The sequence below is a fragment of the Rhizobium sp. AN73 genome, assembly GCF_030757975.1.
Classification (GTDB): Bacteria; Pseudomonadota; Alphaproteobacteria; order Rhizobiales; family Rhizobiaceae; genus Agrobacterium; species Agrobacterium arsenijevicii.
Map to the genome: position 1 here is coordinate 951,167 of NZ_JARWME010000001.1, position 23,569 is coordinate 974,735.

At 59.5% G+C, this 23,569-nt stretch carries 19 protein-coding genes and 3 pseudogenes; 7 read left to right on the plus strand and 15 right to left on the minus strand.

Features of this window, described 5'->3' with window-relative positions:
- Nucleotides 1-6 precede the first annotated feature (6 nt).
- The 8 genes from RBH10_RS04175 to RBH10_RS04210 are packed head-to-tail and all read right to left on the minus strand — an operon-like array spanning nucleotide 7 to nucleotide 9,070.
- Nucleotides 7-906: a ribokinase gene (locus tag RBH10_RS04175; RefSeq protein WP_281038906.1), complete on the minus strand. Its 900-nt coding sequence runs from the start codon at nucleotides 904-906 to the stop codon at nucleotides 7-9.
- 12 nt (nucleotides 907-918) lie between these two features.
- Nucleotides 919-2,724 carry an ABC transporter ATP-binding protein gene (locus RBH10_RS04180; protein WP_281038905.1) on the minus strand — a complete coding sequence of 602 codons (1,806 nt, stop codon included), beginning with the start codon at nucleotides 2,722-2,724 and terminating at the stop codon, nucleotides 919-921.
- Between the two features lie 4 nt (nucleotides 2,725-2,728).
- Nucleotides 2,729-3,667 carry an ABC transporter permease gene (locus tag RBH10_RS04185; protein ID WP_045015518.1) on the minus strand — a complete coding sequence of 313 codons (939 nt, stop codon included), beginning with the start codon at nucleotides 3,665-3,667 and terminating at the stop codon, nucleotides 2,729-2,731.
- Nucleotides 3,667-4,641, minus strand: coding sequence for an ABC transporter permease (locus RBH10_RS04190; RefSeq protein ID WP_281038904.1), 975 nt, complete (start codon nucleotides 4,639-4,641; stop codon nucleotides 3,667-3,669). The genes RBH10_RS04185 and RBH10_RS04190 overlap by 1 nt, the downstream gene beginning before the upstream one ends.
- Nucleotides 4,638-5,618: a nucleoside hydrolase gene (locus tag RBH10_RS04195; protein ID WP_281038903.1), complete on the minus strand. Its 981-nt coding sequence runs from the start codon at nucleotides 5,616-5,618 to the stop codon at nucleotides 4,638-4,640. Before RBH10_RS04195 ends, RBH10_RS04190 begins: the two co-directional genes overlap by 4 nt.
- Nucleotides 5,615-6,574, minus strand: coding sequence for a nucleoside hydrolase (locus RBH10_RS04200; protein WP_045015515.1), 960 nt, complete (start codon nucleotides 6,572-6,574; stop codon nucleotides 5,615-5,617). Before RBH10_RS04200 ends, RBH10_RS04195 begins: the two co-directional genes overlap by 4 nt.
- 40 nt (nucleotides 6,575-6,614) lie before the next feature.
- Nucleotides 6,615-7,496 (minus strand): dihydrodipicolinate synthase family protein, encoded by an 882-nt coding sequence (locus RBH10_RS04205; protein WP_281038902.1) that lies wholly within the window; start codon nucleotides 7,494-7,496, stop codon nucleotides 6,615-6,617.
- A gap of 23 nt (nucleotides 7,497-7,519) precedes the next feature.
- Nucleotides 7,520-9,070, minus strand: coding sequence for an ABC transporter substrate-binding protein (locus RBH10_RS04210; RefSeq protein WP_281038901.1), 1,551 nt, complete (start codon nucleotides 9,068-9,070; stop codon nucleotides 7,520-7,522).
- 128 nt (nucleotides 9,071-9,198) lie between these two features.
- On the opposite strand from RBH10_RS04210, the gene RBH10_RS04215 reads away from it, so the two are divergent.
- Nucleotides 9,199-10,119: a LysR family transcriptional regulator gene (locus tag RBH10_RS04215; protein WP_281038900.1), complete on the plus strand. Its 921-nt coding sequence runs from the start codon at nucleotides 9,199-9,201 to the stop codon at nucleotides 10,117-10,119.
- A 187-nt stretch (nucleotides 10,120-10,306) separates the two neighbouring features.
- Here the strand turns inward: RBH10_RS04215 and RBH10_RS24855 are convergent.
- The 6 genes and pseudogenes from RBH10_RS24855 to iolD form a co-directional block, all read right to left on the minus strand.
- Nucleotides 10,307-10,486: pseudogene (locus RBH10_RS24855) on the minus strand (hypothetical protein); the annotation flags it as partial.
- A 74-nt stretch (nucleotides 10,487-10,560) separates the two neighbouring features.
- A pseudogene (locus RBH10_RS04220) lies at nucleotides 10,561-11,693 on the minus strand (Gfo/Idh/MocA family protein).
- 23 nt (nucleotides 11,694-11,716) lie between these two features.
- The gene (locus RBH10_RS04225) at nucleotides 11,717-12,778 is read right to left on the minus strand and encodes a sugar phosphate isomerase/epimerase (RefSeq protein WP_281038898.1); all 1,062 of its coding nucleotides are present in this window, start codon (nucleotides 12,776-12,778) and stop codon (nucleotides 11,717-11,719) included.
- Between the two features lies 1 nt (nucleotide 12,779).
- A complete protein-coding gene (locus RBH10_RS04230; RefSeq protein ID WP_045024579.1) occupies nucleotides 12,780-13,592 on the minus strand; it encodes an SDR family oxidoreductase in 813 nt (270 codons plus the stop codon).
- Entirely contained in the window at nucleotides 13,589-14,482 is an 894-nt protein-coding gene (iolE, locus tag RBH10_RS04235) for a myo-inosose-2 dehydratase (RefSeq protein ID WP_281038897.1), read from the minus strand. Before iolE ends, RBH10_RS04230 begins: the two co-directional genes overlap by 4 nt.
- Nucleotide 14,483: 1 nt before the next feature.
- Entirely contained in the window at nucleotides 14,484-16,355 is a 1,872-nt protein-coding gene (iolD, locus tag RBH10_RS04240) for a 3D-(3,5/4)-trihydroxycyclohexane-1,2-dione acylhydrolase (decyclizing) (protein WP_281038896.1), read from the minus strand.
- A gap of 105 nt (nucleotides 16,356-16,460) precedes the next feature.
- On the opposite strand from iolD, the pseudogene iolG reads away from it, so the two are divergent.
- From iolG to RBH10_RS04275, 6 genes and pseudogenes are all read left to right on the plus strand, one after another.
- Nucleotides 16,461-17,469, plus strand: a pseudogene (iolG, locus tag RBH10_RS04250) (inositol 2-dehydrogenase).
- 3 nt (nucleotides 17,470-17,472) lie between these two features.
- Nucleotides 17,473-18,903 carry an NAD-dependent succinate-semialdehyde dehydrogenase gene (locus RBH10_RS04255; RefSeq protein ID WP_281038894.1) on the plus strand — a complete coding sequence of 477 codons (1,431 nt, stop codon included), beginning with the start codon at nucleotides 17,473-17,475 and terminating at the stop codon, nucleotides 18,901-18,903.
- A gap of 11 nt (nucleotides 18,904-18,914) precedes the next feature.
- Nucleotides 18,915-19,727, plus strand: a complete 813-nt coding sequence (locus tag RBH10_RS04260) for an HpcH/HpaI aldolase/citrate lyase family protein (RefSeq protein ID WP_045024569.1) — start codon at nucleotides 18,915-18,917, stop codon at nucleotides 19,725-19,727.
- A complete protein-coding gene (locus tag RBH10_RS04265) occupies nucleotides 19,727-20,695 on the plus strand; it encodes a hydroxyacid dehydrogenase (protein ID WP_281038893.1) in 969 nt (322 codons plus the stop codon). Before RBH10_RS04260 ends, RBH10_RS04265 begins: the two co-directional genes overlap by 1 nt.
- Nucleotides 20,688-21,812 carry a Gfo/Idh/MocA family protein gene (locus tag RBH10_RS04270; RefSeq protein ID WP_281038892.1) on the plus strand — a complete coding sequence of 375 codons (1,125 nt, stop codon included), beginning with the start codon at nucleotides 20,688-20,690 and terminating at the stop codon, nucleotides 21,810-21,812. The genes RBH10_RS04265 and RBH10_RS04270 overlap by 8 nt, the downstream gene beginning before the upstream one ends.
- 139 nt (nucleotides 21,813-21,951) lie before the next feature.
- The gene (locus RBH10_RS04275) at nucleotides 21,952-22,836 is read left to right on the plus strand and encodes a MurR/RpiR family transcriptional regulator (protein WP_045024563.1); all 885 of its coding nucleotides are present in this window, start codon (nucleotides 21,952-21,954) and stop codon (nucleotides 22,834-22,836) included.
- A gap of 3 nt (nucleotides 22,837-22,839) precedes the next feature.
- Here the strand turns inward: RBH10_RS04275 and RBH10_RS04280 are convergent, their stop codons facing one another.
- A complete protein-coding gene (locus RBH10_RS04280) occupies nucleotides 22,840-23,553 on the minus strand; it encodes a sulfite exporter TauE/SafE family protein (protein WP_306180571.1) in 714 nt (237 codons plus the stop codon).
- Nucleotides 23,554-23,569 lie beyond the last annotated feature (16 nt).

The window sequence follows — 23,569 nt, forward strand, 5'->3', positions numbered from 1 at the left end:
GCAACGTCATGCAGCTGGGCTAGTTGCACCTGTTTCGACGGAATCCGTAGCCCGCCGCTCGGGGATACTGCTCTGACTACCTTTTCGTGAGCATGTCAGCGCCGCGGCGACCGACGCCCGCTGCATGGCCGCTTTGAGTGGCAAGCCGCAGTCCAATCCTGAGGCAAGCACCCCGACGAAACAATCGCCAGCTGCCGTTGTGTCCTGTACGTCAACCGACATGGCCGCGATACGGACATGCTCGCCAAACGCGCAGGCTTCAGCACCCTCACCACCAAGTGTCCGCAGAACACCGGTGTCGAGCCGTGCAGACAATGCTTCTGCCGAAGGGGCGCAGCCCAGCCAACCTGCCAGAGCCTCTGCTTCGTCCTCATTGACGACGATCAGATCGCATAACGACAGAACCTCTTCCGACAGGGGAAAAGCCGGCGCAAGGTTAAGGATCGAGGTCGCCTTCGAGACGAGCGTGCGGCGGATGAGTTTTTCCACTTCCAGTACGTCGTTTTCCATTTGCATGAGCACGATATTGGCGCGCAGCAACAGATCCTCCTCCACAGTGCCCGAGGAGGCCACCAGATTGGCCCCCGCCGCCACCACAATCATGTTCCGGCCCTGGGCATCGATATGGATCGAGGCATTACCGGTCGGTCCGTCGATCGAAGCCACCCGGGTAATATCCGTTGCGCTCTTCAGGTTCTGCAAGCCAATCTCCGCCAGACCATCTCGCCCTACGGCCCCCACCATCACCACTTCGGCACCATCGCGGGCAGCCGCCAGCGCCTGGTTGGCGCCTTTGCCACCGGCTTCCGTCCGGAAACTTTTGGTCAACGGGGTCTGACCCGGCTGCGGCATGTCTTCGACCTCATAAACGAAGTCGACATTGATTGAGCCGAAGGTGATGATCATGGCCTGTTTTCCTTACGCAATCTGAACAAAGTGGCCTTCGGTGGCTTCTTCGTAGATCCGCTTAGGAGGCACGTAATCTGCAGGGCGGAAGGGGCTCTTGATCTCGTCATTGGAGATGCGACGCGTCTGTCGGCGCGACGGATCAGCAATCGGAACCGCCGCCATCAGCCGCTTCGTGTATTCATGTTGCGGGTTTTCGAACACCGCCTGGCGCGGGCCGATCTCGACGATCTCGCCGAGATACATGACCGCGACCCGGTGGCTGATGCGCTCGACAACCGCCATGTCGTGGCTGATGAAGAGGTAGCCGAGGCCGTATTTTTCCTGCAGGTCGAGCATCAGATTGATGACCTGCGCCTTGACCGACACATCGAGTGCTGAGACGGACTCGTCGGCGATCAGCAGCTTCGGTTCGAGCGCCAGTGCACGGGCGATACAGACGCGTTGACGCTGGCCGCCGGAAAACTCATGTGGGAAACGATCCGCCATCGAAGCGGAAAGACCGACACGTTCCAGAAGCTCGCCGACCCGCTGACGCGCTTGCGAGGCCGGCGCCAGGCCATGGGTGATGATCGGCTCGGCAATCGCCTGGCCGACGCGGATGCGCGGATTGAGGCTTTCGAACGGGTCCTGGAAGATCATTTGTGCTTCGCGGCGGATATCGGCAAGATCGCTCTTGCCAGCCGTGAGCACGTTCTTGCCGTCGATCTGCACGTTACCGGATACCGCATCGGTAAGACGGATGATCGATCGACCGGTGGTGGATTTACCGCAACCGGATTCGCCGACCAACGACAGGGTTTCTCCCTGACGCAGTTCCAGTGACACGCCTTCGACCGCGTGGATGCGGCCAACAGTCTTGCGCAGGAAGCCTTTCTTGATCGAAAAGCGTGTGATGAGGTTGTCGACCTTGAGGATCGGTGGCTGATCGTGCTTGACCGTATCCTCGGTTGGCTTGACCGGCTGGATTTCCCCCGTCGCCATGTCCACCAGCGGGAAGCGCAATGGCCGGTCTTTGCCCGTCATCGACCCGAGCTGCGGCACGGCCGACAGAAGTGCCCGCGTATAGGGGTGGCTGGCGCCCGCAAAAAGATCGTGCGTCGTGCCGGTTTCGACCTGCTCGCCACGGAACATCACCACCGTGCGGTCGGAGATTTCGGCGACCACCCCCATGTCGTGGGTGATGAAGAGGACCGACATGCCCTCCTCTTCCTGCAGCGTCTTGATCAGCTCGAGGATCTGCGCCTGGATCGTCACATCGAGCGCCGTCGTCGGTTCGTCGGCGATCAGAAGCTTGGGATCACAGGCAAGCGCAATGGCGATGACGACGCGCTGGCGCATGCCGCCCGAAAAGCTCATCGGGTATTCGTTGAGACGCGACTTGGCCGAGGGAATGCGGACCTTTTCGAGAAGCCGCACGGCTTCCGCCTGTGCCTGCGCTTCCGACATGCCGCGATGCTGACGCAGCACCTCGGTGATCTGTGCGCCGATCTTCAGCACCGGATTGAGCGACGTCATCGGCTCCTGGAAGATCATGCCAATACGGTTGCCACGGATCTTCTGCATGTCGTCGAGCGGGATCGACAGAAGATCCCTGCCTTCGAATTCGATCTTTCCGGTAACGCGCGAGTTGGCGGGCGACAAGAGCCGCATGATCGACATGGCGGTAACACTCTTGCCCGAGCCGGATTCACCAACGACCGCAACTGTTTCTTTTGGCGCAATATCGAAGCTGACATCATGCACGACGTTGCGCCACTCACCGCCAACACGGAATGCTGTGTTGAGGTTGGAAATCGAGAGAATAGGTTTGGACATGATCTTAGCCCTCACGACGCGGATTGAGGATGTCGCGCAGGGAATCGCCGATCAGATTGATCGCGACGATGAGCAACAGTAGGGCGATGCCCGGGAAGAAGCTGATCCAGTAGTCGCCGGAAAGCAGGTATTCGAAGCCGTTCGAAATCAACAGGCCGAGCGACGGTTCGGTGACCGGCAAGCCGATGCCCAGGAACGAAAGCGTTGCTTCCAGCATGATAGCATAGGCGACGCGCATGGTAGCGACGACGATCAGCGGTGGCAGGCAGTTCGGTAGAATATGCCGGAACAGGATGCTGCGGTCCGGCAGCGCCATCGAACGAGCGGCGTCAACATATGCACGCTTGCGTTCCACCAGTGCAGAACCGCGGATCGTACGGGCATAATAGGCCCATTGCGTTACCACCAGCGCCAGAATGATCTTGTCGACGCCCTGACCGAGAATGGCGAGGAAAATGAGGGCAATCAGGATGGCCGGGAAGCTGAGCTGAATATCGACGATACGCATCAGCACCGAGTCCAGCCGGCCACCGACATAAGCACTGGTCAGACCGATCGACGCACCGATGACAAGCGCGATCGCTGCACTGGAAAGGCCGACAAGAATACTCGTGCGCAAACCGTAGAGAATGGCGCTGAACAGATCACGGCCCTGGGTGTCAGTGCCGATCAGGTAGGTCGTGCCCGACATGCTTTCCGAACCGGGCGGCAGGCGACCATCGAGAATATCCAGCTGCGCCAGATCATACGGGTTCTGCGGCGCAATGATCGGTGCGAAGATGGCAGCGAGAATGAAGATCGTTACCAGCACGATGCCGAACAGCGCCAGCTTGTCGTTCAGCAAAGCAGAGATGAGTTCGCGCGCAGGCGAACGCGAGGTGGATTTTGCGCCGCTGTTTGCGGCGGCATGGACCGAAATGGTCGAGCTGTTGTTGTCGGTCATCACGAGTTCCCCTCAAGACGGACGCGGGGATCGACGATCGAATAGAGGATGTCGACCAGAAGGTTGATGACGCTGAACATAACGACGGTGATCATCAGATAGGCGAGAATAACCGGGCGATCGAGAACGCCGATGGCGTCAATGATCAACTTGCCCATGCCTGGCCATGCAAAGATGGTTTCGGTCACAACGGCAAAGGCAATCAGCGAACCGAGTTCCAGCCCGATGACCGTGATCAGCGGGATCAGGGTGTTCTTGAGAACGTGGACGGTGACGATGCGGCGTTCCGGCAAACCCTTGGCGCGGGCGAAACGGACAAAATCGAGCTGCATGGTTTCCATGACGCCAGCGCGGGTCAAACGGATGACGAGCGAAATCTTGAACAGCGCCAGATTGAACGCCGGCAGGAGAAGATGCGACAGACCGTCCAGCGTGAAGAGGCTGAGCGGCATGCCGAGCGCGGATACCGTGTCGCCTCGGCCTGATGCCGGCAGCCAGCCCAGATAGACGCTGAAGAACATTATCATCACAAGACCGATCCAGAAGGTCGGCAGGCTGAAGCCGAGGATGGAGAAGGTCATGATCGACTTGGAGATGAGACCCTTCGGCTTCAGGCCGGCATAAACGCCGAGCGGAATGCCGATGACAAGCGCCATGAACAGCGCAACGAAGGCAAGCTCCAGCGTGGCGGGCATGCGGTTCAGGATCAGCGTCAGCGCCGGCTGGTTGAACACGAAGGAATTGCCAAGATCGCCGGAGAGTGCGCGGGTCAGAAACAGCCAATATTGTTCCCATACCGGCTTGTCGAGACCGAAAGACTGGATGACCTGCAGCCGTTCAGCCGGCGTCGCCGTCGAGCTCAGCAGCACGTCGACCGGATTGCCGACGAGATAGAGGCCGGCAAAGACCAGAACCGACATGACGAGAAGGGTGAGCACGGTCTGCATGGACCGGCTTAGGATATATCCGCTCATGAGCTTGAGCCTCCCGGGGTTTGTCCGTCGAGCGCTTCGCCGCCATGGCGGGAGATGCGCTCGATCAGCAATTCGATGAAACCGGTCTCGTCGATATCGGTGACGACGGTGGCGTTAGCCGCCCGGTCCATCTTCTTGTAGAAATCGGCATAGGTATAACCCATTGTAAGGCCGGTGACCTGAACGCCGACAAAAGCTTCGCAACTGGTGAACAGTTCGGGGCGGATCAACCAGGCGATGGTGGTCGCATCGTGGATCGGCCCGCCCGGGCGACCGAAACGTTTCACGTCGCTGCGGTCGAAGGTGGAGAAAAGGTTGAAGAGCGCATTGCCCGCTTCGCCACCGGCGCGGAATTTTGCAAAATGTTCGGCGGTGAACAGCGCCTTGAATGTCATGTCGAGCGGCATCAGCACGATCGGCACACCCGACTGGAAGACGATCTCGGCCGCATGCGGGTCGGCATAGATATTGAACTCCGCCCATGGCGTGCGGTGGCCAAGTGCGGTGAAAGCACCGCCCATGGCAACGATCCGGCCGATGCCACGCGCGACATCCGGATGCTGGACGAGTGCAAGCGCGATATTGGTCATCGGCCCGATGGCGCAGATGGTGATCTGTTCGCCGGCATCTACTGCAGCACGTGCGGTTCGCACGATGAACTGCACCGCATTTTCTTCCTCCGGCACGATCCCGCCGGCCTTGACCAACCCGTCATCGAAGGCACCAATGCGGGCATATTTGCCAAGCACCTGCTCGCGCACCAGCGGTCCGCTGGCGCCCGCATAGACTGGCACGCCGCGCTTGCCGCTCAGGCCCACCAGCTTGCAGGCATTGGCGACAGTGTCGTGCAGCGGCACGTTGCCGGCAACGATCGACAGACCGAGCACCTCGATTTCCGGCGAGGCAAGCGCCATCAGGATAGCCGCAGCATCGTCCACGCCAGGGTCCGCATCGATGATGACCTTGTGGATACTCATGCGATGGCCTTTTCAGCGTAACGCGACAGGCGTTCGAGGAAGAAGGCGATCACGCCTTCGGCATCAACCTTGGTGACGATGTCGGCGTTGGGTTTAAGACCGCTCTTGCCGTACCAATCGGCAATCGTCTGTCCCATGCAGAGTTCGCTTTCATATTCGACGAAGACACGCGCCTTCTGGGTTTCGAACAGATGCGGTGCAAGAATATAGGCCATGACCAGCGGATCATGCAGCGGGCCGCCGCGCGAACCGTAGCGGGGAACGTCATTGCGGTCCCAGAAAGCCATCAACTCGGCTAGCGTCTGCGAAATGCGTCCGCTGACGCGCGAAAACTCAGTGACATGTTCCGGCTTCAGCATGACCTGATGGGTGGCATCGAGCGCCAATGCGACAATCGGGATACCGCTTGAAAATACCACGTGGACGGCGTGCGGATCGGCCAGAACATTGTATTCCGAGGTCATCGTGCGGTTGCCGGGCTCCCGATAGGCGCCGCCCATCATCACGATACGCTCGATGCCTTCGGCGATCTGCGGCTTCATGCGCAGCGCGACCGCAACGTTGGTCATCGGGCCGAGACAGCAGAGCGTGATACGCTCGCCCTTTTCAGCCGCTCCGCCCAGCGCTTCGATCAGGAAATCGACGGCGGACATGGTTTCCACCTTCTTGGCCGGCTCAGGCAGAACGGTGTTTCCGAGCCCGGTCTTGCCGTGGAACTGGCCGTGGATCGGCTCGCGCAGCATCGGCCGGAAACAGCCGGCATAGACCGGGATATCGGTTCGCCCACCAAGTTCGCAGACCTGCAGGGCGTTGCGCACCGTCCGCTCCAACGGCTGGTTGCCGCAGACCGGCGTGATGCCAAGGATCTTGAGTTCCGGCGACACGAATGCGGTGAGGAGCGCAATGGTGTCGTCGATACCGGGATCACAATCGACGATGATCGAAATCGGCTTCATTCTCAAATGCCTTCAATGTGTGGTGTGGGATCGGAAGAGTTCAGAGCGCGCCGACATCGCGCAGCACGTCGGCAATCTCGGCCCGCGCGGCGTCCCCGAGCGGCAACTGCGGATGGACCGGCGCACCAACGGCGAAACCCTGCAACTCGAGTGCCGTCTTGATGCAGGCGGCAATCGAATATTTCGCGAATATCTCGTTGACCTTCCACATCGGCCGCTGCATCTCCATCGCCAGCATCCAGTTTCCTGCCCTTGCGGCTTCATAGAGCGCTATGCTCTGCCGGGGTACGATGCAGGCGGGTCCCGCCATCCAGCCCACCCCGCCGATCATCATCACGCAAACCGGAATATGCGCGGAGGCGGCAAATACCTGCATTCGTCCGCGGGTTCGTTCGATGATGGAAAGCAGGCGGCCGGTATTGGTCGAAGCATCCTTGATGTAGCTGATATTATCGACGTGGCTCAGCCGTTCAATTACCGGCAGAGAGAGATCGGAACGCTGGAACTGCGGATTGGTATAGAGCACCACCGGACGGCCTTTGGCCGCCTTGGCGATTGCCGTAAAATACGCCTCTACACCCTCGTCGCTGACCGGGAAGTAGGCTTCGAGGATTGCCAAAATACCATCCGCGCCAGCCTCGACCATATATTCCGTCTGGGCGACGGCATCGGCGGTGGACGTGGACGCCACGCCGGCAACGACGGGAACCCGGCCACGATTGGCCGAAATCACGGTATCGACGACGCGGCGTCTTTGCTCCTGGGAGAGATAGGCAAATTCACCCGTGCTTCCGAGCGGCGCCAGACCATGCACGCCCGCGTCGATCAGGTGATCCACCAGATCCGTCAGCACACCTTGCATCACCTGGCCAGCGCTATCGACAGGGGAAACGAGATAGGGAAATACACCGCTGAAAGACATGGTGGACCGCTCCTTTTCTTCGATCAGTTCGGCTTCACGTAGTAGGGAAGCGTATAACCGTCGGAGCGGCCGGCATAATTGATGTCGCTCTTCACCGCCCAGGTGTTGGCAAGATAGAAAACCGGTATGACGCCGAGATCGGTCATCGCGATTTCCGTCGCCTTCTTCAACAGTACCTCGCGCTTGGCATCGTCCAGGGTCGAACGGGCTTCGTTCAGCGCCTTGTCGAATTCCGGGTTGGAATAACGGCCACGATTGCCCTGCCCGGCCTTCTCGCCATAGGTTTCGAGGATCGGGCCAAGAACGCCGGAGGCTTCGCCGGTTTCCACGGCCGCTCCCCCCATGATGAACGAGAACTCGAGGTTCGAGGCGCGTGTGAAATAGACGCTGCCCGGCAGGGTGGCGACTTCGGTCTTCACGCCGACACGGCTGAAGAACTGGCCGATGGCCTGCGCAACCTTGCTGTCATTCGGATAACGGTCATTCGAGGCGTGGAAGGTCAGCGAGAAACCGTTCGGATAACCCGCATCGGCAAGCAGCTGCTTGGCCTTTGTCGGATCATAGGCATCGACCTTGATTGCCGGGTCGTAACCGAAATAACCTTCCGGGACGACCTGACCGGCCGGAACACCCTGTCCGTCCATGATACGATCGACAAGTGCTTCACGGTTGATCGAGAGCGACAATGCGCGACGGACTTCCGGTTTCAGAAGTGGGTTCTTGCCATCAGGTCCCTTGGCGAACGGCGACTCCTCGCGGGCCTGATCCATGTGCAGATACATGATGCGGTTGCCGGCGATATTGACAACCTTCAGCTTGTCCGACGCCTCAAACCGGCGGGTATCGGCCGTCGGGATACTTTCGATCATGTCGACATCGCCAGAAAGCATGGCGGCAACGCGGGCGCTCGGGTTCTTGAAGACGCGGAAGGTTACCTTGTCCCATGCGGCCTTTTCGCCCCAATAGGCATCATTGCGTGCAACAACGACATTGTCGTCCGGCGACCAGGAAACAAACTTGAACGGGCCGGTGCCGATGACACCCTTGCCTGTGTTCATTTCTCCAGTCGCGACCTTTTCCATTTCGGCCGGAAGAATGGCGATACGGCTGAGGTTGTTGAGAAGAAGCGGTGTCGGACCGGCGGTCTTGATACGAACCGTCAGCGGATCGACGGCTTCCACCTCGGTGATGGCCTTCACGTAAGCGGCAAACGAGCTTGGGCTGTTGGTCGAGGCAAGTGGAATGCGCCTGATGCTGGCGATCACGTCTTCAGCGGTAAAATCGCTACCGTCGTGGAACTTCACACCTTCACGCAGCTTGAATTCCCAGGTTGTGTCGTCGACGATTTTCCAAGAAACCGCAAGCGCAGGCTGGATCTGTTGCTTATCATCCTGGTTGACGAGACCATCGAAAATATTGCGCGCCATCGCGCTGTTCGGGCCGACAACATAAAATTGCGGGTCCATGGATGTCGTTGAGGCAGACAGGCCAACGGTCAGATCCCTCGCCTGGCTTGCGAGCGGCATGGCAAAAACGGACGCTGCCACTGCGGCTGCGAAAACAGAAAACTTCATAACGGGGACTCCTCCGGGTTGTCCAACCCGCGCTCCCTGCGGGTAAAAGACGAATTAACGTTTTACCTAGCAAAAGAAAAATTGCATTTTGTACTTAAACCATGCCGCAATGTTATGGAGGAAACCAAGTGAGGCTGAAACCGAGGCAGGTCGAAGCGTTTCGAGCCGTGATGATGACCGGTGGCATTACTGCCGCCGCCGAAGCCATGAACGTCACCCAGCCGGCCGTCAGTCGTCTTATCCGCGATCTCGAAGATATCGTGCAGATGCGGTTGTTTGAACGGGTCGGTGCCAGGTTGGTTCCAACCGCCGAAGCCACGCAGTTTTACCGGGAGGTCGAACGACTGTATCTCGGTCTGGACCAGATCGCCCAGGCGGCCGATGACATACGAGCACACAAGAACACTGTCTTGCGGATCGGCACTGTCACATCATTGGTAAGACCTTATCTTCACAAGGCAATTGTCGAGGTGATTGGTGACCGGCTGGACATTCCGCTGGTCATCGACGTCGAAAACAGCCGCCACATCTGGGACATGGTCGATCAGAACCGCTACGATCTCGGTCTGGTTTTCGGTTCTCCCAGAATGGCAGACAAAAACGCCACGCTTCTACACAGTTCCCATGCCGTCGCGGCAATGACGGCAGATCATCGCCTGGCATCCCGCCGGGTTGTCACGCCTAATGACCTTCTCGATGAACGAGTGCTCATTCCCGGCCGCAATTCTCCGCTCAGGCTGGCGCTCGACCGCGCCTTCTCAATCGAAGACCACCAACCGATAAGCACGATGGAAACATCAATGCTGAACTGCTGCCACTTTGCATCGGCGGGCATGGGCGTCGGCATCGTGGATCATACCAGTCTGCGTTCTGCCGGCGCCGAAGTGGTGGCGATACCATTCGAACCAAAGATCGAAGTGTCCTACTACGCGATACGACCTATTGGTGCACAGAGAATTGCTGTCCTTGATGAGTTGATTAAGCGCATACGCCAAATGATGAGCACCGCAGGAGACCTTGGTTCGCATTTAACATTACGGGGGCCTTGAAAGGACTCAAACCTTCGACCCCGTGGTGCGTTTGGCAAATCTTTGCCATGCTGCGTAGTCGCGCTGAGGGCGACGATGAACACCGCCTATCGCGATAGCGACAGAGCGGAACCATGAGAGACGGACGACATGAAAGCGACCGGCGTGCAATCAGCCAACCGCTGGCAATAGCGCTCCCGCTCGCCCTTGAAATCGTCGAGTTCATGATCCGCCCGAAATCGCGCACGAAGCCCGACCAGGCGACGCGCAGCTTGACAGACAGGTCTTTCCACGGTCGGTCGAACTTCTGAGCTTTCAGTATCTTGCGGACCGCCTCGCGGGTCAGGATCAGTTTCCGGATGATGCGGACATGTTTTTCCGAGATACCGCTTACATCGAAAAGGCGGATGCTTCCAACGTTGCATCCGCCTTCTTTGTCGTCGAACAACGTGACAGGCTTCGTCAAACCGCGATGGGTTTGATCCAGCGGGGGTGTCGCTTTCGGCGCTATCAACAACCGCTTCCACGAAGGCCACGCCTTTCAATCCATCATACGCCAGGGGAATGTTGCGCCCAATCGCCGTGGGTTCGCGCCCTGCCAGTCGTGCACGAATAGCTTCCGCAAAACCACAGTAAAGATTGGCAAAGGCTTCGAGGTACCCTTCAGGGTGGCCAGGCGGTGTTCGAGAGCGAACCTTGGCGTCTTCGGACAGATCGTCTGCTCCCCGCTTGATGGTCTGCACGCGGCCGTCGAGCGGCGCATAGATCAGTTCGTTCGGTTGTTCCTGAAACCACTGAAACGATCCAGTTGCGCCGAATACCCGCAGCCGCACGCCGTTGGAATTCCCAAGCGCGACCTGCGATGACCAGAGAAGGCCCCGCGCGCCGCCTTCGTACCGCATCAAGACGTGAGCGTTGTCATCAAGGGCGCGTCCCGGGACAAAGGTCGCAAGGTCGGCTGCGAGCTTTTCAAGCGTCAGCCCGGTCACGAACCCTGCAAGATGATAGGCGTGGGTGCCTATGTCGCCAATCGATCCGCCACGGCCATTTTTCTTCGGATCGGTACGCCAGGCGGCTTGAGCATTGCCCTTCTGCTCGATCGCGGTCGCCATCCATTCCAGCGGATACTCGACCTGCACCGTGCGGATGTCACCAATCTCGCCACGGCCAACGCGAACCCGCGCCTCATGAACCATGGGATAACCGGAATAGGTGTAGGTCACGCCGACAAACCTCCCGGATTCCCGCGACAGCGTCTCGAGGGCGACGGCATCCTCGAGCGTCGCCGTCAGGGGCTTTTCGCATATGACATCGAAGCCAGCTTCGATCAGCGCCTTCGCAATCGGATAGTGGGTGAAGTTCGGCGTGCAGATCGCCACCGCGTCGACACGGTCTTCGCGCGCACTCTCACCCGCAATCAGGTCCTGGAAGGTCCCATAGCTTCGAGCAGGATCGAGACCTTCATTGATGGCGAATTCACGCCCTCGGTCCGGATCGACATCAAATGCGCCTGCGACCAGTGTCCAGTTACCGTCCAGGCGCGATGCCAGGCGATGGATATTGCCGATATAGGCACCCTGGCCACCCCCGACCATGCCTAAGCGAAGAGGTCTCTTACTCATTGTTCCTCCAGTCCGAGCATTGCCCGGTTGGCGCTGCGATTTGCGCCGGACTTGACGAAATCATCGAAGGCGCGGTCCGAAACGCGTATGATGTGGTCGGCGATGAAGCGTGCGCCTTCAGCCGCACCATCCTCGGGGTTCTTGACGAAGCATTCCCATTCGAGCACTGCCCAGCCATCGAAACCGTATGTCGTCAGCTTGGTGAAAATCGCACCGAAGTCGATCTGGCCATCGCCGGGGCTCCTGAAGCGGCCCGCCCGTTTGGACCATGGCTGGTAGCCGCCATAGGCACCCGATTTTCCGTCGGGACGGAACTCGGCATCCTTCACATGGAACGTCTTGATCCGCTCGTGGTAGTGGTCGATGAAGGCCAGATAATCCATGCCCTGCAGAACCAGATGCGACGGGTCGTACATCAGATTGGCGCGGGGATGCTCATCGACCTTGTCGAGGAACAGCTCCCAGCTATGACCATCGTGCAGGTCCTCGCTCGGATGGATTTCGTAACAGACGTCCACACCATACTCGTCGAAATCGTTCAGGATCGGCTTCCAGCGGCGAGCCAGCTCGTCGAAGCCTTCCTCAACGAGACCTTCCGGCCATTGCGGGTAAGGGTAGAGGTAAGGCCAAAGGAGAGCGCCGGGAAATGTCACATGGCGATCAATGCCGAAACGCTTTGACGCGCGGGCCGCAAACCGCAGCTGCTCTTCCGCCCAGGCGCGTCGCGCGCCGGGGTTTCCGCGGACGTGTTCGGGTGCAAAGCTGTCCATGATCTTGTCATGGGCGGGATGCACCGCCACGAGCTGGCCCGTGATGTGGGATGCCAGCTCCGTGATTTCCAAGCCGTGCTCGCCAAGCAGGCCCTTGAGATCATCGCAATAGGTCTGGCTCTCGGCGGCCTGCTTCATATCGATCAGGCGAGTATCCCAAGTGGGGATCTGCACGCCTTTGAAACCCTTGTCTGCTGCCCAGCGGGCGAGAGACGGCAGGGAATTGTACGGGGCCTCGTCCGCCGCAAACTGTGCCAGGAATACACCTGGTCCCTTGATCGTGCGCACCTCAGGCCTCCAGCTTGCTTGCTGGTACGGGGGCGTCGTCGTAGCCGCCGTATACCGATTGATCGAACGGGATGACTGCCCCTGTCATCATGCCGCTCTCGTCGGACGCCATCCACAGGACCGTGCGGGCGACTTCCTTGGGGTCAAGAATACGGCCGAACGGTTTGGCGGCAGCGGCCCGGTCGATGAAGTGCGGATCGCCGGTTTCCGAGAGTATCAGCTTGCGCTCATGGTCGGAGTTCATCCAGCCGATATCCAGCTGGTTCACATGGATGCGGTGACGCATGAGCGAGAAGCCCGCATGACGCGTGACTGTCGACAGGGCGCCCTTCGAGGCCGCGTAGGGTGCGAGGAAAGGCTGACCAGCCAGACCTGACATCGACCCGATGTTGACGATCCTGCCCTCGATGCCATCGCGGATCATCAGCTTGGCCGCGTCCTGGATAAGGAAGAACGGCGCGCGGGCATTGACCGCAAACATGCGGTCGAAGAGGTCCGGCGTGGTGTTCAGCATATTGCCGCGGTCGGTCAGACCTGCGGCATTCACCAGTATATCGACGCGGCCGAAACGCTTGTCGGCAGCAGGAATGATCGCCTGGACGTCTTTGATCTCGCCGAGATCAGCGGCGACCAGTTCAACCGGCACTCCGGTTTTGTCCGTGATGCGCTTTGCAACGGCCTGGCCTTTTTCCACACCGCGACCGACGATGACGATGCCGGTTGCCCCAGCGTCGGCAAATTGCTCGGCGATTGCCGCTCCCAAGCCTTGCGTGCCACCGGTGATAACCGCGACTTTTCCTTCAATCCTGCTCATTTCATGACCTCATACCCTGCAGCGTCCATGACGCGGAGAAGCTCTTTGTGTCCCTTTTGGGCCATATCCAGTGGTGGATTTTTGACGGGGTCCTGTTCGGCTTCGACGACGAACCAGCCCTCGTAGCCTTTGGAAGCCAAGGCTTTGGCGATCGTCTCGAAGTCCAGGCTGCCATCGCCGGGAACGGTAAAGGCCCCCTTGATAACCGCATCGAGGAAGCTCTCGGCGCTACGGTCGAGCACGTCCACCACTTCACGACGAATGTCCTTGGTATGGACATGGGTGATGCGCGCGTGGTGGTTTTCGATCACGCGCAGCACGTCACCACCCGCAAATGCCATATGTCCGGCATCGAAGAGCAGCGGAACGGACGAATGCTTCATCAGCAGGTCCAGTTCACTTTCCGTCTCGACGGCCGCCGCCATATGATGATGATAGGAGATTGGCATCCCCTGCCCGGCGCACCAGTCAGCAAATTCTGACAGCTTCCGCCCGTAAGCCGCCATTTCTCGCTCATCGAGCCTGGGCTTGGTCGAAAGAGGAGCAGAGCGCACGCCCTGGATCGAGCGCGCTGTTTCGCCGTAGACGATGCATGGCGCTCCTGCCGCGATGAAGAATTCCATCTGCTGCGCAATGCGGTCTTTCTCTGCTTCGATGTCGCCATCCAGCAGCAGGCCAGAGAACCAGCCACCGCAGACGGAAATCCCGTAGCGATCAAGGATTGGTCCGAGCTCCGCCATATCCATCGGAAACCGACGTCCGGTTTCCATGCCCGTGAAGCCTGCCTCAGACGCCTGTCTTAGGCATTCTTCGAGACTGACATCGTCAGACAGTTCGGCGAGATCGTCGTTCCACCAGGCGATGGGCGCGATTCCAAGTCTTGCTTTCATTTCAAACTCCCAAACGCTGCGCTTCGCGGATTTTTTCCTGAGCGGCGCGAGCAGCACGCACGCTTTCGAAGGTCGAGACGGCCGGAACGCCCACATCCCAATCCGCGTCGCCAGGAACCCATTTCCACGCGTCGGAAACGATCGAGATCAGCGTCGCGCCTTCATTGCCCTGCGCCCAGTTCATCGCATCCTCGAGGTCACCAAGGCTCTCCACCTTGCGCGCCTTGGCACCCATGGCCTCGGCATGTTTGACGAAGTCGACATGGAGCGGATTTTCACGATCCTGAATGCGGCAGTCGGCCAGAAGATTGTTGAAGCCGGGAACACCCTTGGCCTGTTGAAGCCGGTTGATGACGGCATAACCACCATTGTCGCAAACGACGACGATCATCCTGTGGCCCGTGAGGGCGGCCGAATAGATGTCGGAGTTCATCATCATGTAGGTGCCGTCGCCGAGCATGACGATCGGGGTGCCGCCAGCGCCGCCCGGACCGTCCTGAGCCATCGAGCAACCCCAACCCGCAGCGATTTCATAGCCCATGCACGAGAAACCGAATTCGCAGTCGAAGGTGTTCGGGTTCTTGACGCGCCAGCCCTTGGTGACTTCGCCGGGTGTACCACCGGCAGCCGCGATCAGGGTATCTTCGGGACGGGCAACCTTATTGAGGACCCCAACCACCTGTGCGTAGGATGGAACCGGAACATTGGTGGGAGCCTGATGTTCGTCGAGCAACTGGTTCCACTCCGCGAACAGCGATTTCGCGCGCTGCATGAGAGATGCGTCGGCCTTGTAGCTCCCGAGGGCCTCGTCCAGCTCTGAGACGGCTTCAAGCGCATCGCCGACAACCGCGAGCGCGCGGTGCTTGATGGCGTCGTAGCGGGCCGCATTGATCGAGATAAACTGGGCGTCACGTGAAAATGCGGTCCAGGACCCTGTCGTGAAATCCTGCAGGCGCGTGCCGATCGCGACGATCACGTCGGCATCCTTCGCCAGCGCATTGGCCGAGGTTGACCCCACGATGCCGATCGGTCCGGCATGAACCGGATGATGGTGGGTGAATGCACCCTTGCCGGCGATCGTTTCGACAACGGGAATTCCGCGCTTTTCGGCAAACTCCGCGAGCTTATCTTCGGCTCCCGAGTATCGAACGCCGCCGCCAGAGATAATGAGCGGGCGCTTCGCCTTCGCGAGGAGTTCAGCCGCTGCGGCAACCGCGTCCCGATCGGGGCGCGGGCGCGGAATCTTCCATAGCCTGGGTTCGAAGAACACCTCCGGGTAGTCATAGGCGAGTTCCTGGGTGTCCTGGGCAAGACCAATGAACGCCGGGCCGCAGTCGGCCGGATCAAGCATCGTCGCGACCGCCTGGGGTAACGACTGGAGCAATTGCTCCGGAAGGACGATGCGATCCCAGTAGCGAACAACGGACTTGAAGGCATCGTTTGCGGTCAGCGTCGGATCACCGAAATGTTCCACCTGCTGAAGAACCGGGTCCGGCAATCGGCTTGCGAATGTATCCCCCGCAATAAGGAGCACGGGAAGGCGGTTCGCCATCGCCACGCCCGCAGCTGTCACCATATTGAGCGCGCCGGGACCAATGGATGTCGCGGCGACCATCAGTTGCCGCCGACGCTTCGCTTTGGCAAAGCCGATTGCCGCCAATGCCATGGATTGTTCGTTCTGGCCGCGCCATGTCGGCAGCTGATCCTGAACGGTTTCAAGCGCTTCGGAAAGGCACGTTACATTACCGTGGCCGAAGATCGCAAACACCCCGGCAAACAGGGGAACGCGCTCGCCATCGATCTCGGTAAACTGATTGCATAGGTAGCGTACAAGAGCCTGAGCCATGGTCAGGCGTATGGTCTTCGCGGTCATCTCGCCTCCTCCTGCGGATGTGAATTTCGGTTTGTTCTGGAATGCATATTGACAAATGGAATAGTTTGCAATGATTATTGCGAAAATATCTCGGGAGGAATTCAGATGCTGAAAATAGCCGTTCTAGGCGTGGGTCGTATTGGTCGGATGCATGCGGAAAACATCGCTGCGCACCCCAGCGCGGCTCTTGCGGGGGTCTTCGATGTGCATGGGCCATCGGCGCAGGAAGTATCCCAGAAACTGGGCGTAAAACAATTCAGAATCGGCCGAAGCTGTGTTCGCTTCGGGCGAAGTCGACGCCGTGTTGATCGCGACTTCGACACCCACCCACGCCGACCTTCTCGAAAAGGCGATAGCGGCTGGAAAACCGGTTCTCTGCGAAAAGCCGATCGACCTCTCCCTTGAACGCGTAAACGCCTGTGCAGCAAAAATTGCAGGGACCAGCATTCCGATCATGCTCGGCTTCGTCCGCCGCTTTGACACCGGGCATCGCGCGGTTCGCCAGGCAATTGAATCCGGAGCCATCGGCGATCTGCATCAGGTGATCATCACGTCACGCGACCCCGGCATGGCACCCGCCTCATATATAGAGGTGTCCGGCGGGATTTTTCGGGACATGACAATCCATGATTTCGATATGGCACGCTTCATCCTCGGTGAAGACGTCACAGCGGTCAGCGCGACGGGATCAAGGCTCGTTGATCCGGCGCTGATGCAGAAATGCGGTGACTACGACACCGTGACCGTCGTCCTCAAAACCGCCTCGGGCAAGCAGTGCATCATCAACAATTCGCGGCGCGCCATCTACGGATACGACCAGCGCGTCGAGGCGCTCGGCAGCGGTGGAATGGCGATCTCCGAGAACAGGCCGCTCAACACTATGCGTCTCTATAGTGAGAGCTTCACCGATCAGGCTGCTCCTTTGATGAACTTCTTCATCGAGCGCTATGCCGACGCATTCGCCGCGGAAATCAGCTCGTTTGTCGATGCGGTCGAAAAGGGCACACCCACGGAAGTCGGGTTCGAGGACGGACGCCAGGCGCTTATCCTTGCCGAAGCCGCCATGCTCTCGATTGCCGAAGGACGCTCCGTCAACACGAACGAAATCGGGTAAGCCATGTACGCGAAATTTGGATTGTTCATCAACGGGAGCTGGGTGCCCGGCGCTGTTACGGGAGATGTCATCTCCCCAGTCAGCGAAAAGACGATCGGAACCGTACCGCTCGCGACGGCTTCAGAGACTCGCCAGGCCATCGACGCCGCGGCAAGCGCTCTGCCGAAATTGCGGGAAATGGGCGGCTTCGGCCGGGCCGAGGCCCTGCACAAAGCCGCGGATGAAATGCTTCGTCGTACGGATGAAGCCGCACGGATGATTTCAATGGAAACCGGCAAGCCCATAGCGCAGGCCGGGCGTGAATGGGCCCTTGCCTGCGATCAGTTTCGCTGGTTCGCCGAAGAGGCGCGTCGCATCTACGGGCGCATCATCGACAGTCGTGTGCCGGGTGGACGGTTCGAAGTCAGCCGCGAAGCCGTCGGCATTGTCGGGGCGTTCACCGCCTGGAACTTCCCCGCAGCCTTGCCCGCGCGCAAGCTTGCTCCGGCACTTGCGGCAGGTTGCTCTGTCGTCCTTCGACCGTCTTCGCAGACGCCGGGCGTTGCCATGGTCATGGTCGATTGCCTTCGCGCAGCCGGGCTTCCGGACGGCGCGGTCAATCTGGTTGTCGGTTCGACAGACAATACCTACGGTCCGATCATGGCCGACACCCGCGTCCGCAAAGTGTCGCTGACGGGCTCCACCCGCATCGGCCAGCAGATGATCCGGGACGCGGCGGCAACGGTCAAAAAGGTATCGATGGAGTTGGGTGGCAACGCACCGTTGATCATCTACGACGACGCCGATCTCAAGAACGCTCTTGATCTGACCGTGCCGACCAAGTTCGCCAACTGCGGACAGGTCTGCGTCACGCCGGATCGCATCTTCGTCCACGACAGCCTGCACGACGCCTTTGTCGAAGGTTTCGTTGAGCGTGCCGCCAAGATCAAACTCGGCGACGGTCTGGACGCGGAGACGGGGATGGGGCCGTTGATCAACGCTCGCCGCCTGCAGGAAATTGAGGAGACTGTCGCCGATGCCACCCGGGCAGGCGCGACTCTCGCCCATGGCGGCAAGCGGCCTGCCCAGTTGAACCACGGCTTTTTCTTCGAGCCGACGGTGCTGACCAATGTCACCGATGACATGAAGGTCTTTGCCGAAGAGAACTTCGGGCCAATCGCGGCAATCACCCGGTTCAGCAGCGAGGAGGAAGCCCTTGCGCGCGCGAACGCCTCGAACATGGGATTGTCGGCCTACGCATTCACCCGCTCACCCGACAGGGCGCGCCGTACCGTTGCGGCTTTGAAGTCAGGCATGGTCGGCATCAACAGCTTTGCTCTTGCGGCGTCTGAAGCGCCGTTTGGCGGGACCAATCACTCCGGCATGGGGCGCGAGGGCGGCATTGAGGGCATCGATGATTACCTCGACACCAAACTCGCTCAGCTCGTTTTCTAAGGATCAAGATCATGAAAAAGAACAAGCTGAGACAAATCTGGGCTGAAGGACGCCCTGTCCTCCACGGATGGCTTTCGATCGCAAGCCCGTTCACGGCCGAGATCATGGCCGCCCAGGACTACGACGCCATCTCCATCGACATCCAGCACGGTGCGATCGATTACAAGGACGTGTTGGGGATGTTCCAGGCGATGCGTGCGTCGGACAAGGTTCTGATGGCGCGCGTACCGTGGCTGGACCCCTCCTGGATATCCAAGGTTCTGGACGCTGGCGCATACGGAATCATCTGCCCGATGATCAACACCCGCGCGCAGGCCGAACAATTCGTTCGTTACATGCGCTACCCCCCAATTGGGGAACGGAGCTTTGGGCCAACGCGCGCCATCTACGCCGCCGGAGCGAACTATTCGGCGGAGGCGAATGACGAAATCCTCGCTTTCGCAATGATCGAAACTGCCGAGGCAATGGAAAATCTGGAGGAGATCGCTTCCACTCCCGGTCTCGACGGCATCTATGTCGGCCCGGCGGACCTCAGTTTCTCACTCTCCAAGGGACAGCTGACGCCGGCCTTCGACCGGGAAGAACCGGAAGTCATCGAGGCCATCAAGCGTATCAAGGACGCCTGCCACCGTAATGGCATCAAGGCGGCGATTCATTGCGGCACGGCCGAGTATGCAGCGCGTGCCGTCGAGTGGGGTTTCAACATGACGACGGTGTCTGGCGACAGCCGTCTCATTGCGGCAGCCGCGGCCGAATCCGTAGCCACTTTCCGCAAACTCACGACGAAGGTCACCGCCTCCACTGAACGGCCAGGAGGATATTGATGCCAAACCTTCTTGTTGCCGGGAAAATGCACCCTTCCGGCGAGGCCATATTGCGTGAACTGCCCGCGCACGGCTACTCGGTAAACTACGTCGAAGAGGTATCGGAAGCCTCGTATGCGCCGTTCATCGATACGGCCGACGCGATCGTCATCCGCACCCAGCCCCTGTCAGCAGCAACCATTGCCAAAGCCGGGCGCCTGAAGGTCGTATCTCGACACGGCGTCGGCTACGATTCAGTTGACCTCGCAGAACTCAACCGCAGAAAGATCGCGCTGACCATCGTCGGCGACGTGAACTCGGTCTCGGTTGCCGAACACGCGATGATGCAGCTTCTGGCGGGTGCCAAACGCGCCATTTTGGCTGACAGGTCCGTGCGTGAAGCCGGGCAATGGGGCTGGCGCAACAAACTCGAGCAACAGGAAGTCTCCGGCAAGAACCTTCTCATTCTAGGCTATGGTCGTATAGGCCGACATCTGGCCCGAATGGCATCGGGATTCGGCATGCAGATCCGGGCTTACGATCCCTTCCTTCAACAGTCAGGCTGGCCGGAAGGTGCGGTCGCACCGACCACACTTGAAGACGGGCTTCCGTGGGCGGACTACATTTCCGTTCACATTCCGAAAGGTCCGAAGCCCGCCATCGGAGTGGCGGAAATCGCCTCAATGAAGCGCGGTGTGGTGTTGGCGAACACCGCACGGGGCGGCGTGGTCTGCGAACGTGCCTTGAACGAGGCTCTGGTGAGCGGGCGCATCGGTGCGGTTGGGCTGGATGTCTTCGACGACGAACCCCCGGCCAACGATTCGCCGCTGCTTGCACACTACAACGCCATCCTGTCTCCGCATATCGCTGGCCTCACCGCCGAATGCGGAGAGCGCATGGCCATCGCCGCGATCCAGAACGCCGTGAATTTTCTGGCAGGCACCATAGACCGCGCCCTCATCGTCAATCCGGAATACACATATGCCTAACAAACCTGTTCTTCGCGTTGGACTGATCGGTACCGGTTTCATGGGCAAAGCCCACGTCTTCGGTTTCGCCTCCGCACAAAAGGTGTTCGACCTTCCCTATGAGATTGAGCTGCACACCGTCGCCGACATTACCGACGAGGCCGCGGCGCGTGCGGCTGCCGACTTCGGCTTTGCACATTCGACATCCGACTGGCGGTCGCTGATCACCAATCCGGATATCGACGTCATCGATATCACCGCGCCAAACGCCCTGCACAAGGAAATGGCCCTGGCGGCCATTGATGCTGGCAAGCATGTTTATTGTGAGAAGCCTCTGGCACCGCTTGCTGCGGATGCCCTTGAGATGGCACAGGCCGCGTCAGCTCGGGGCGTGAAAACCCAGGTCGGCTTCAACTACCTCTGCAATCCCATGCTTCGGCTTGCAAAAGAAATGATTGTCAACGGTGAGCTGGGTGAAATTCGCGGATACCGTGGGTTACATGCCGAAGACTACATGGTCGATGCGGCAGGGGCGTTCACCTTCCGGCACGATCCGGCCGGCGGGGGTGCTCTTGCCGATATCGGATCGCATGCATTGGCAACCGCTGAATTCCTGCTTGGCCCGATCACCGAGGTCATGGGCGATTGCATTACCATGATCGGCGAACGTCCTGACGGCAGGGGCGGCACAAAAAAGGTGGAAGTCGACGACGTCGGACGCGCCTTTGTCCGCTTCGCCAATGGAGCGCAGGGATCGATCGAAGGCAACTGGATCGCCACCGGACGAAAGATGCAGCATGATTTCGAGGTCTATGGCACCGAGGGTGCGCTCCATTTTAGCCAAGAGCGCTTCAACGAGCTCCACTTCTACTCCAGCCGCGACCCGGTCGGACGCCGCGGCTTCCGTAAGATCGAGGCGGCTCCCGACCACGAGCCCTATGGTCGCTTCTGCGTAGCACCCGGCCATCAGCTTGGGTTCAACGATCTCAAGGCAATCGAAGTCGCCGGCTACATCCACGCGATCGCCGGCACCATCGAAGAACCGTTCGGCTTCGCCGCCGGGCTTCGCATTCAAACACTGGTCGAGACGATCCAGCGCTCGTCATCCACGCGTCAGTGGATCGGCGTACCAGCCTGAGCGGTTTGAAAGGCGGCATGCCCTACTCCCGGACGTCCGGACCCTCCCCCGGACGTCCGCTCCTTTATGAAGGCTCCGATGCGATCGAATAGACCCGATACCCCTTGGTTTTTCGCAACAGATATTGCAAGGTTTTGTCATGAAGCAACAACCCTCGCCCACCGAATCGCCCAGGGACTATGAAGAGTTGATCCGTCTGATCCATGAACGCCATGATCAGATGAGCAAAACCTATCAGAAGATATCGGTCTATCTCACTCAAAATCCCAATGAAGTGGCCGTTCAGTCGGTCAATACGATCGCCGACCGATGCGGTATGCACGCATCGAGCTTCGTCCGGTTCGCTCAGGCCCTTGGATATAAGGGTTTCAAAGAGCTTCAGCTTCTGTTTCAAAAGCGGCTGGCGACGGCTGCGCCGGGCTTCGAGGCCAGGGTCCGGGCACTCGACAACGAACTGCAGAACCGAGAAGACCGTTCCGAATACGGCTTTCTCCACGATCTGGTCGTGCGCGACATTGCCTCCCTGCAGGACATACTCGAACGGACCAGTGGCGAAGACCTCGCAATGGCCGCTGACGTCATCGATGGAGCCGACACGATTTACCTGATCGGCCAGTTACGCTCGGCCCCCGTCGTGGAACTCTTGCGCTACATCCTCACAATGCTTGGCAAGCGCTGTGTACTGCTTGATCCCGGTGGCGGCTTGGCCACGCACATGGCGCGCACGATGAAGAGCACCGATGCGTTGATCGCGGTATCGTTCCGATTCTACGCAAACGAAGTGGTCAACATCGTTGAAGAGGCGCAGAAGATCGGCGTTCCCGTCGTCGCGATCTCAGACAGCACACTCTCTCCGCTGGCGAAGTCCGCCAAGGTCCTGTTTGCTGTTCCTGAACACGACTACACCTTCTCCCGCTCGCTTGCCGCGCCCATGTGTCTCGCCCAGGCATTGACTGTCGCCGTGGCGGCCCGGGTTCAAAAGAACACGACCGCTCCTCGAATTCCAACGGTGACAGGGCTTTAGCGGCTACAGGCCAACCACGCCATCCCATACGAGTTTTGCCCCGACAACGGTGACCGAGATGTAGGTCATCGGATAAAAAATGGCGGCGTCCATGCGGCGGACGGTCCACGCACCGAGCCATGTCGAAGCAACCGCAAGGGGCATCATGATGGCAGCACGGCCGAGATTCTGGAAACCAAATCCGCCAAGCGCGGCATAGGGCACCAGCTTCAGGGCGTTGGTGATCGCAAAGAACATCACCGTCGTACCCGTGAAGATCTTAGGGTCAAGTCGCAGCGGTAACATGTAGACCTGCAGAGGCGGAGAGCCCGCATGTGCCACGAAACTGGTATAGCCCGCGAGGGTTCCCCAAAAGCTGGCAGCCACTGGACGTTCACCGGGGATCGCCTTGGTCGCGTTTCTTCCGAAGACAGCGCGAAAAACGAACGCCAAAGACACCAATCCCACGATCAGCCGCACGGCCGCATCGGATGTGATTTCGGCCGTCAACCAGCCCAGTCCAATTCCGCCGAGCGCGGCCGGCAAAACGAGCAGGAGTATTCTCCAGCTCACCCAATTCTTCCAAGCCGCGACGCTGACGACGTCCATGACGACCAGAATTGGCAGAAGGATTGCCGCCGCGGTAATTGGCGACATTACCAAAGCCATCAACGGCACCCCGAGAAGGCTCATTCCGCCGAGCCCACCCTTGGAAAGGCCCACAAGGAAAACCGCCACTATTGTGACGGCCAAT

Bases quoted from the DNA above. Each gene is read 5' to 3' on its own strand.
- iolE (WP_281038897.1), bottom strand. From the start codon at position 14,482: ATGAAAGCAAGACTTGGAATCGCGCCCATCGCCTGGTGGAACGACGAT.
- RBH10_RS04195 (WP_281038903.1), bottom strand. From the start codon at position 5,618: ATGAGTATCCACAAGGTCATCATCGATGCGGACCCTGGCGTGGACGAT.
- RBH10_RS04270 (WP_281038892.1), top strand. From the start codon at position 20,688: ATGCCTAACAAACCTGTTCTTCGCGTTGGACTGATCGGTACCGGTTTC.
- RBH10_RS04265 (WP_281038893.1), top strand. From the start codon at position 19,727: ATGCCAAACCTTCTTGTTGCCGGGAAAATGCACCCTTCCGGCGAGGCC.
- RBH10_RS04200 (WP_045015515.1), bottom strand. From the start codon at position 6,574: ATGAAGCCGATTTCGATCATCGTCGATTGTGATCCCGGTATCGACGAC.
- RBH10_RS04180 (WP_281038905.1), bottom strand. From the start codon at position 2,724: ATGTCCAAACCTATTCTCTCGATTTCCAACCTCAACACAGCATTCCGT.
- RBH10_RS04205 (WP_281038902.1), bottom strand. From the start codon at position 7,496: ATGTCTTTCAGCGGTGTATTTCCCTATCTCGTTTCCCCTGTCGATAGC.
- iolD (WP_281038896.1), bottom strand. From the start codon at position 16,355: ATGACCGCGAAGACCATACGCCTGACCATGGCTCAGGCTCTTGTACGC.
- RBH10_RS04175 (WP_281038906.1), bottom strand. From the start codon at position 906: ATGATCATCACCTTCGGCTCAATCAATGTCGACTTCGTTTATGAGGTC.
- RBH10_RS04260 (WP_045024569.1), top strand. From the start codon at position 18,915: ATGAAAAAGAACAAGCTGAGACAAATCTGGGCTGAAGGACGCCCTGTC.
- RBH10_RS04255 (WP_281038894.1), top strand. From the start codon at position 17,473: ATGTACGCGAAATTTGGATTGTTCATCAACGGGAGCTGGGTGCCCGGC.
- RBH10_RS04210 (WP_281038901.1), bottom strand. From the start codon at position 9,070: ATGAAGTTTTCTGTTTTCGCAGCCGCAGTGGCAGCGTCCGTTTTTGCC.
- RBH10_RS04185 (WP_045015518.1), bottom strand. From the start codon at position 3,667: ATGACCGACAACAACAGCTCGACCATTTCGGTCCATGCCGCCGCAAAC.
- RBH10_RS04230 (WP_045024579.1), bottom strand. From the start codon at position 13,592: ATGAGCAGGATTGAAGGAAAAGTCGCGGTTATCACCGGTGGCACGCAA.
- RBH10_RS04275 (WP_045024563.1), top strand. From the start codon at position 21,952: ATGAAGCAACAACCCTCGCCCACCGAATCGCCCAGGGACTATGAAGAG.
- RBH10_RS04190 (WP_281038904.1), bottom strand. From the start codon at position 4,641: ATGAGCGGATATATCCTAAGCCGGTCCATGCAGACCGTGCTCACCCTT.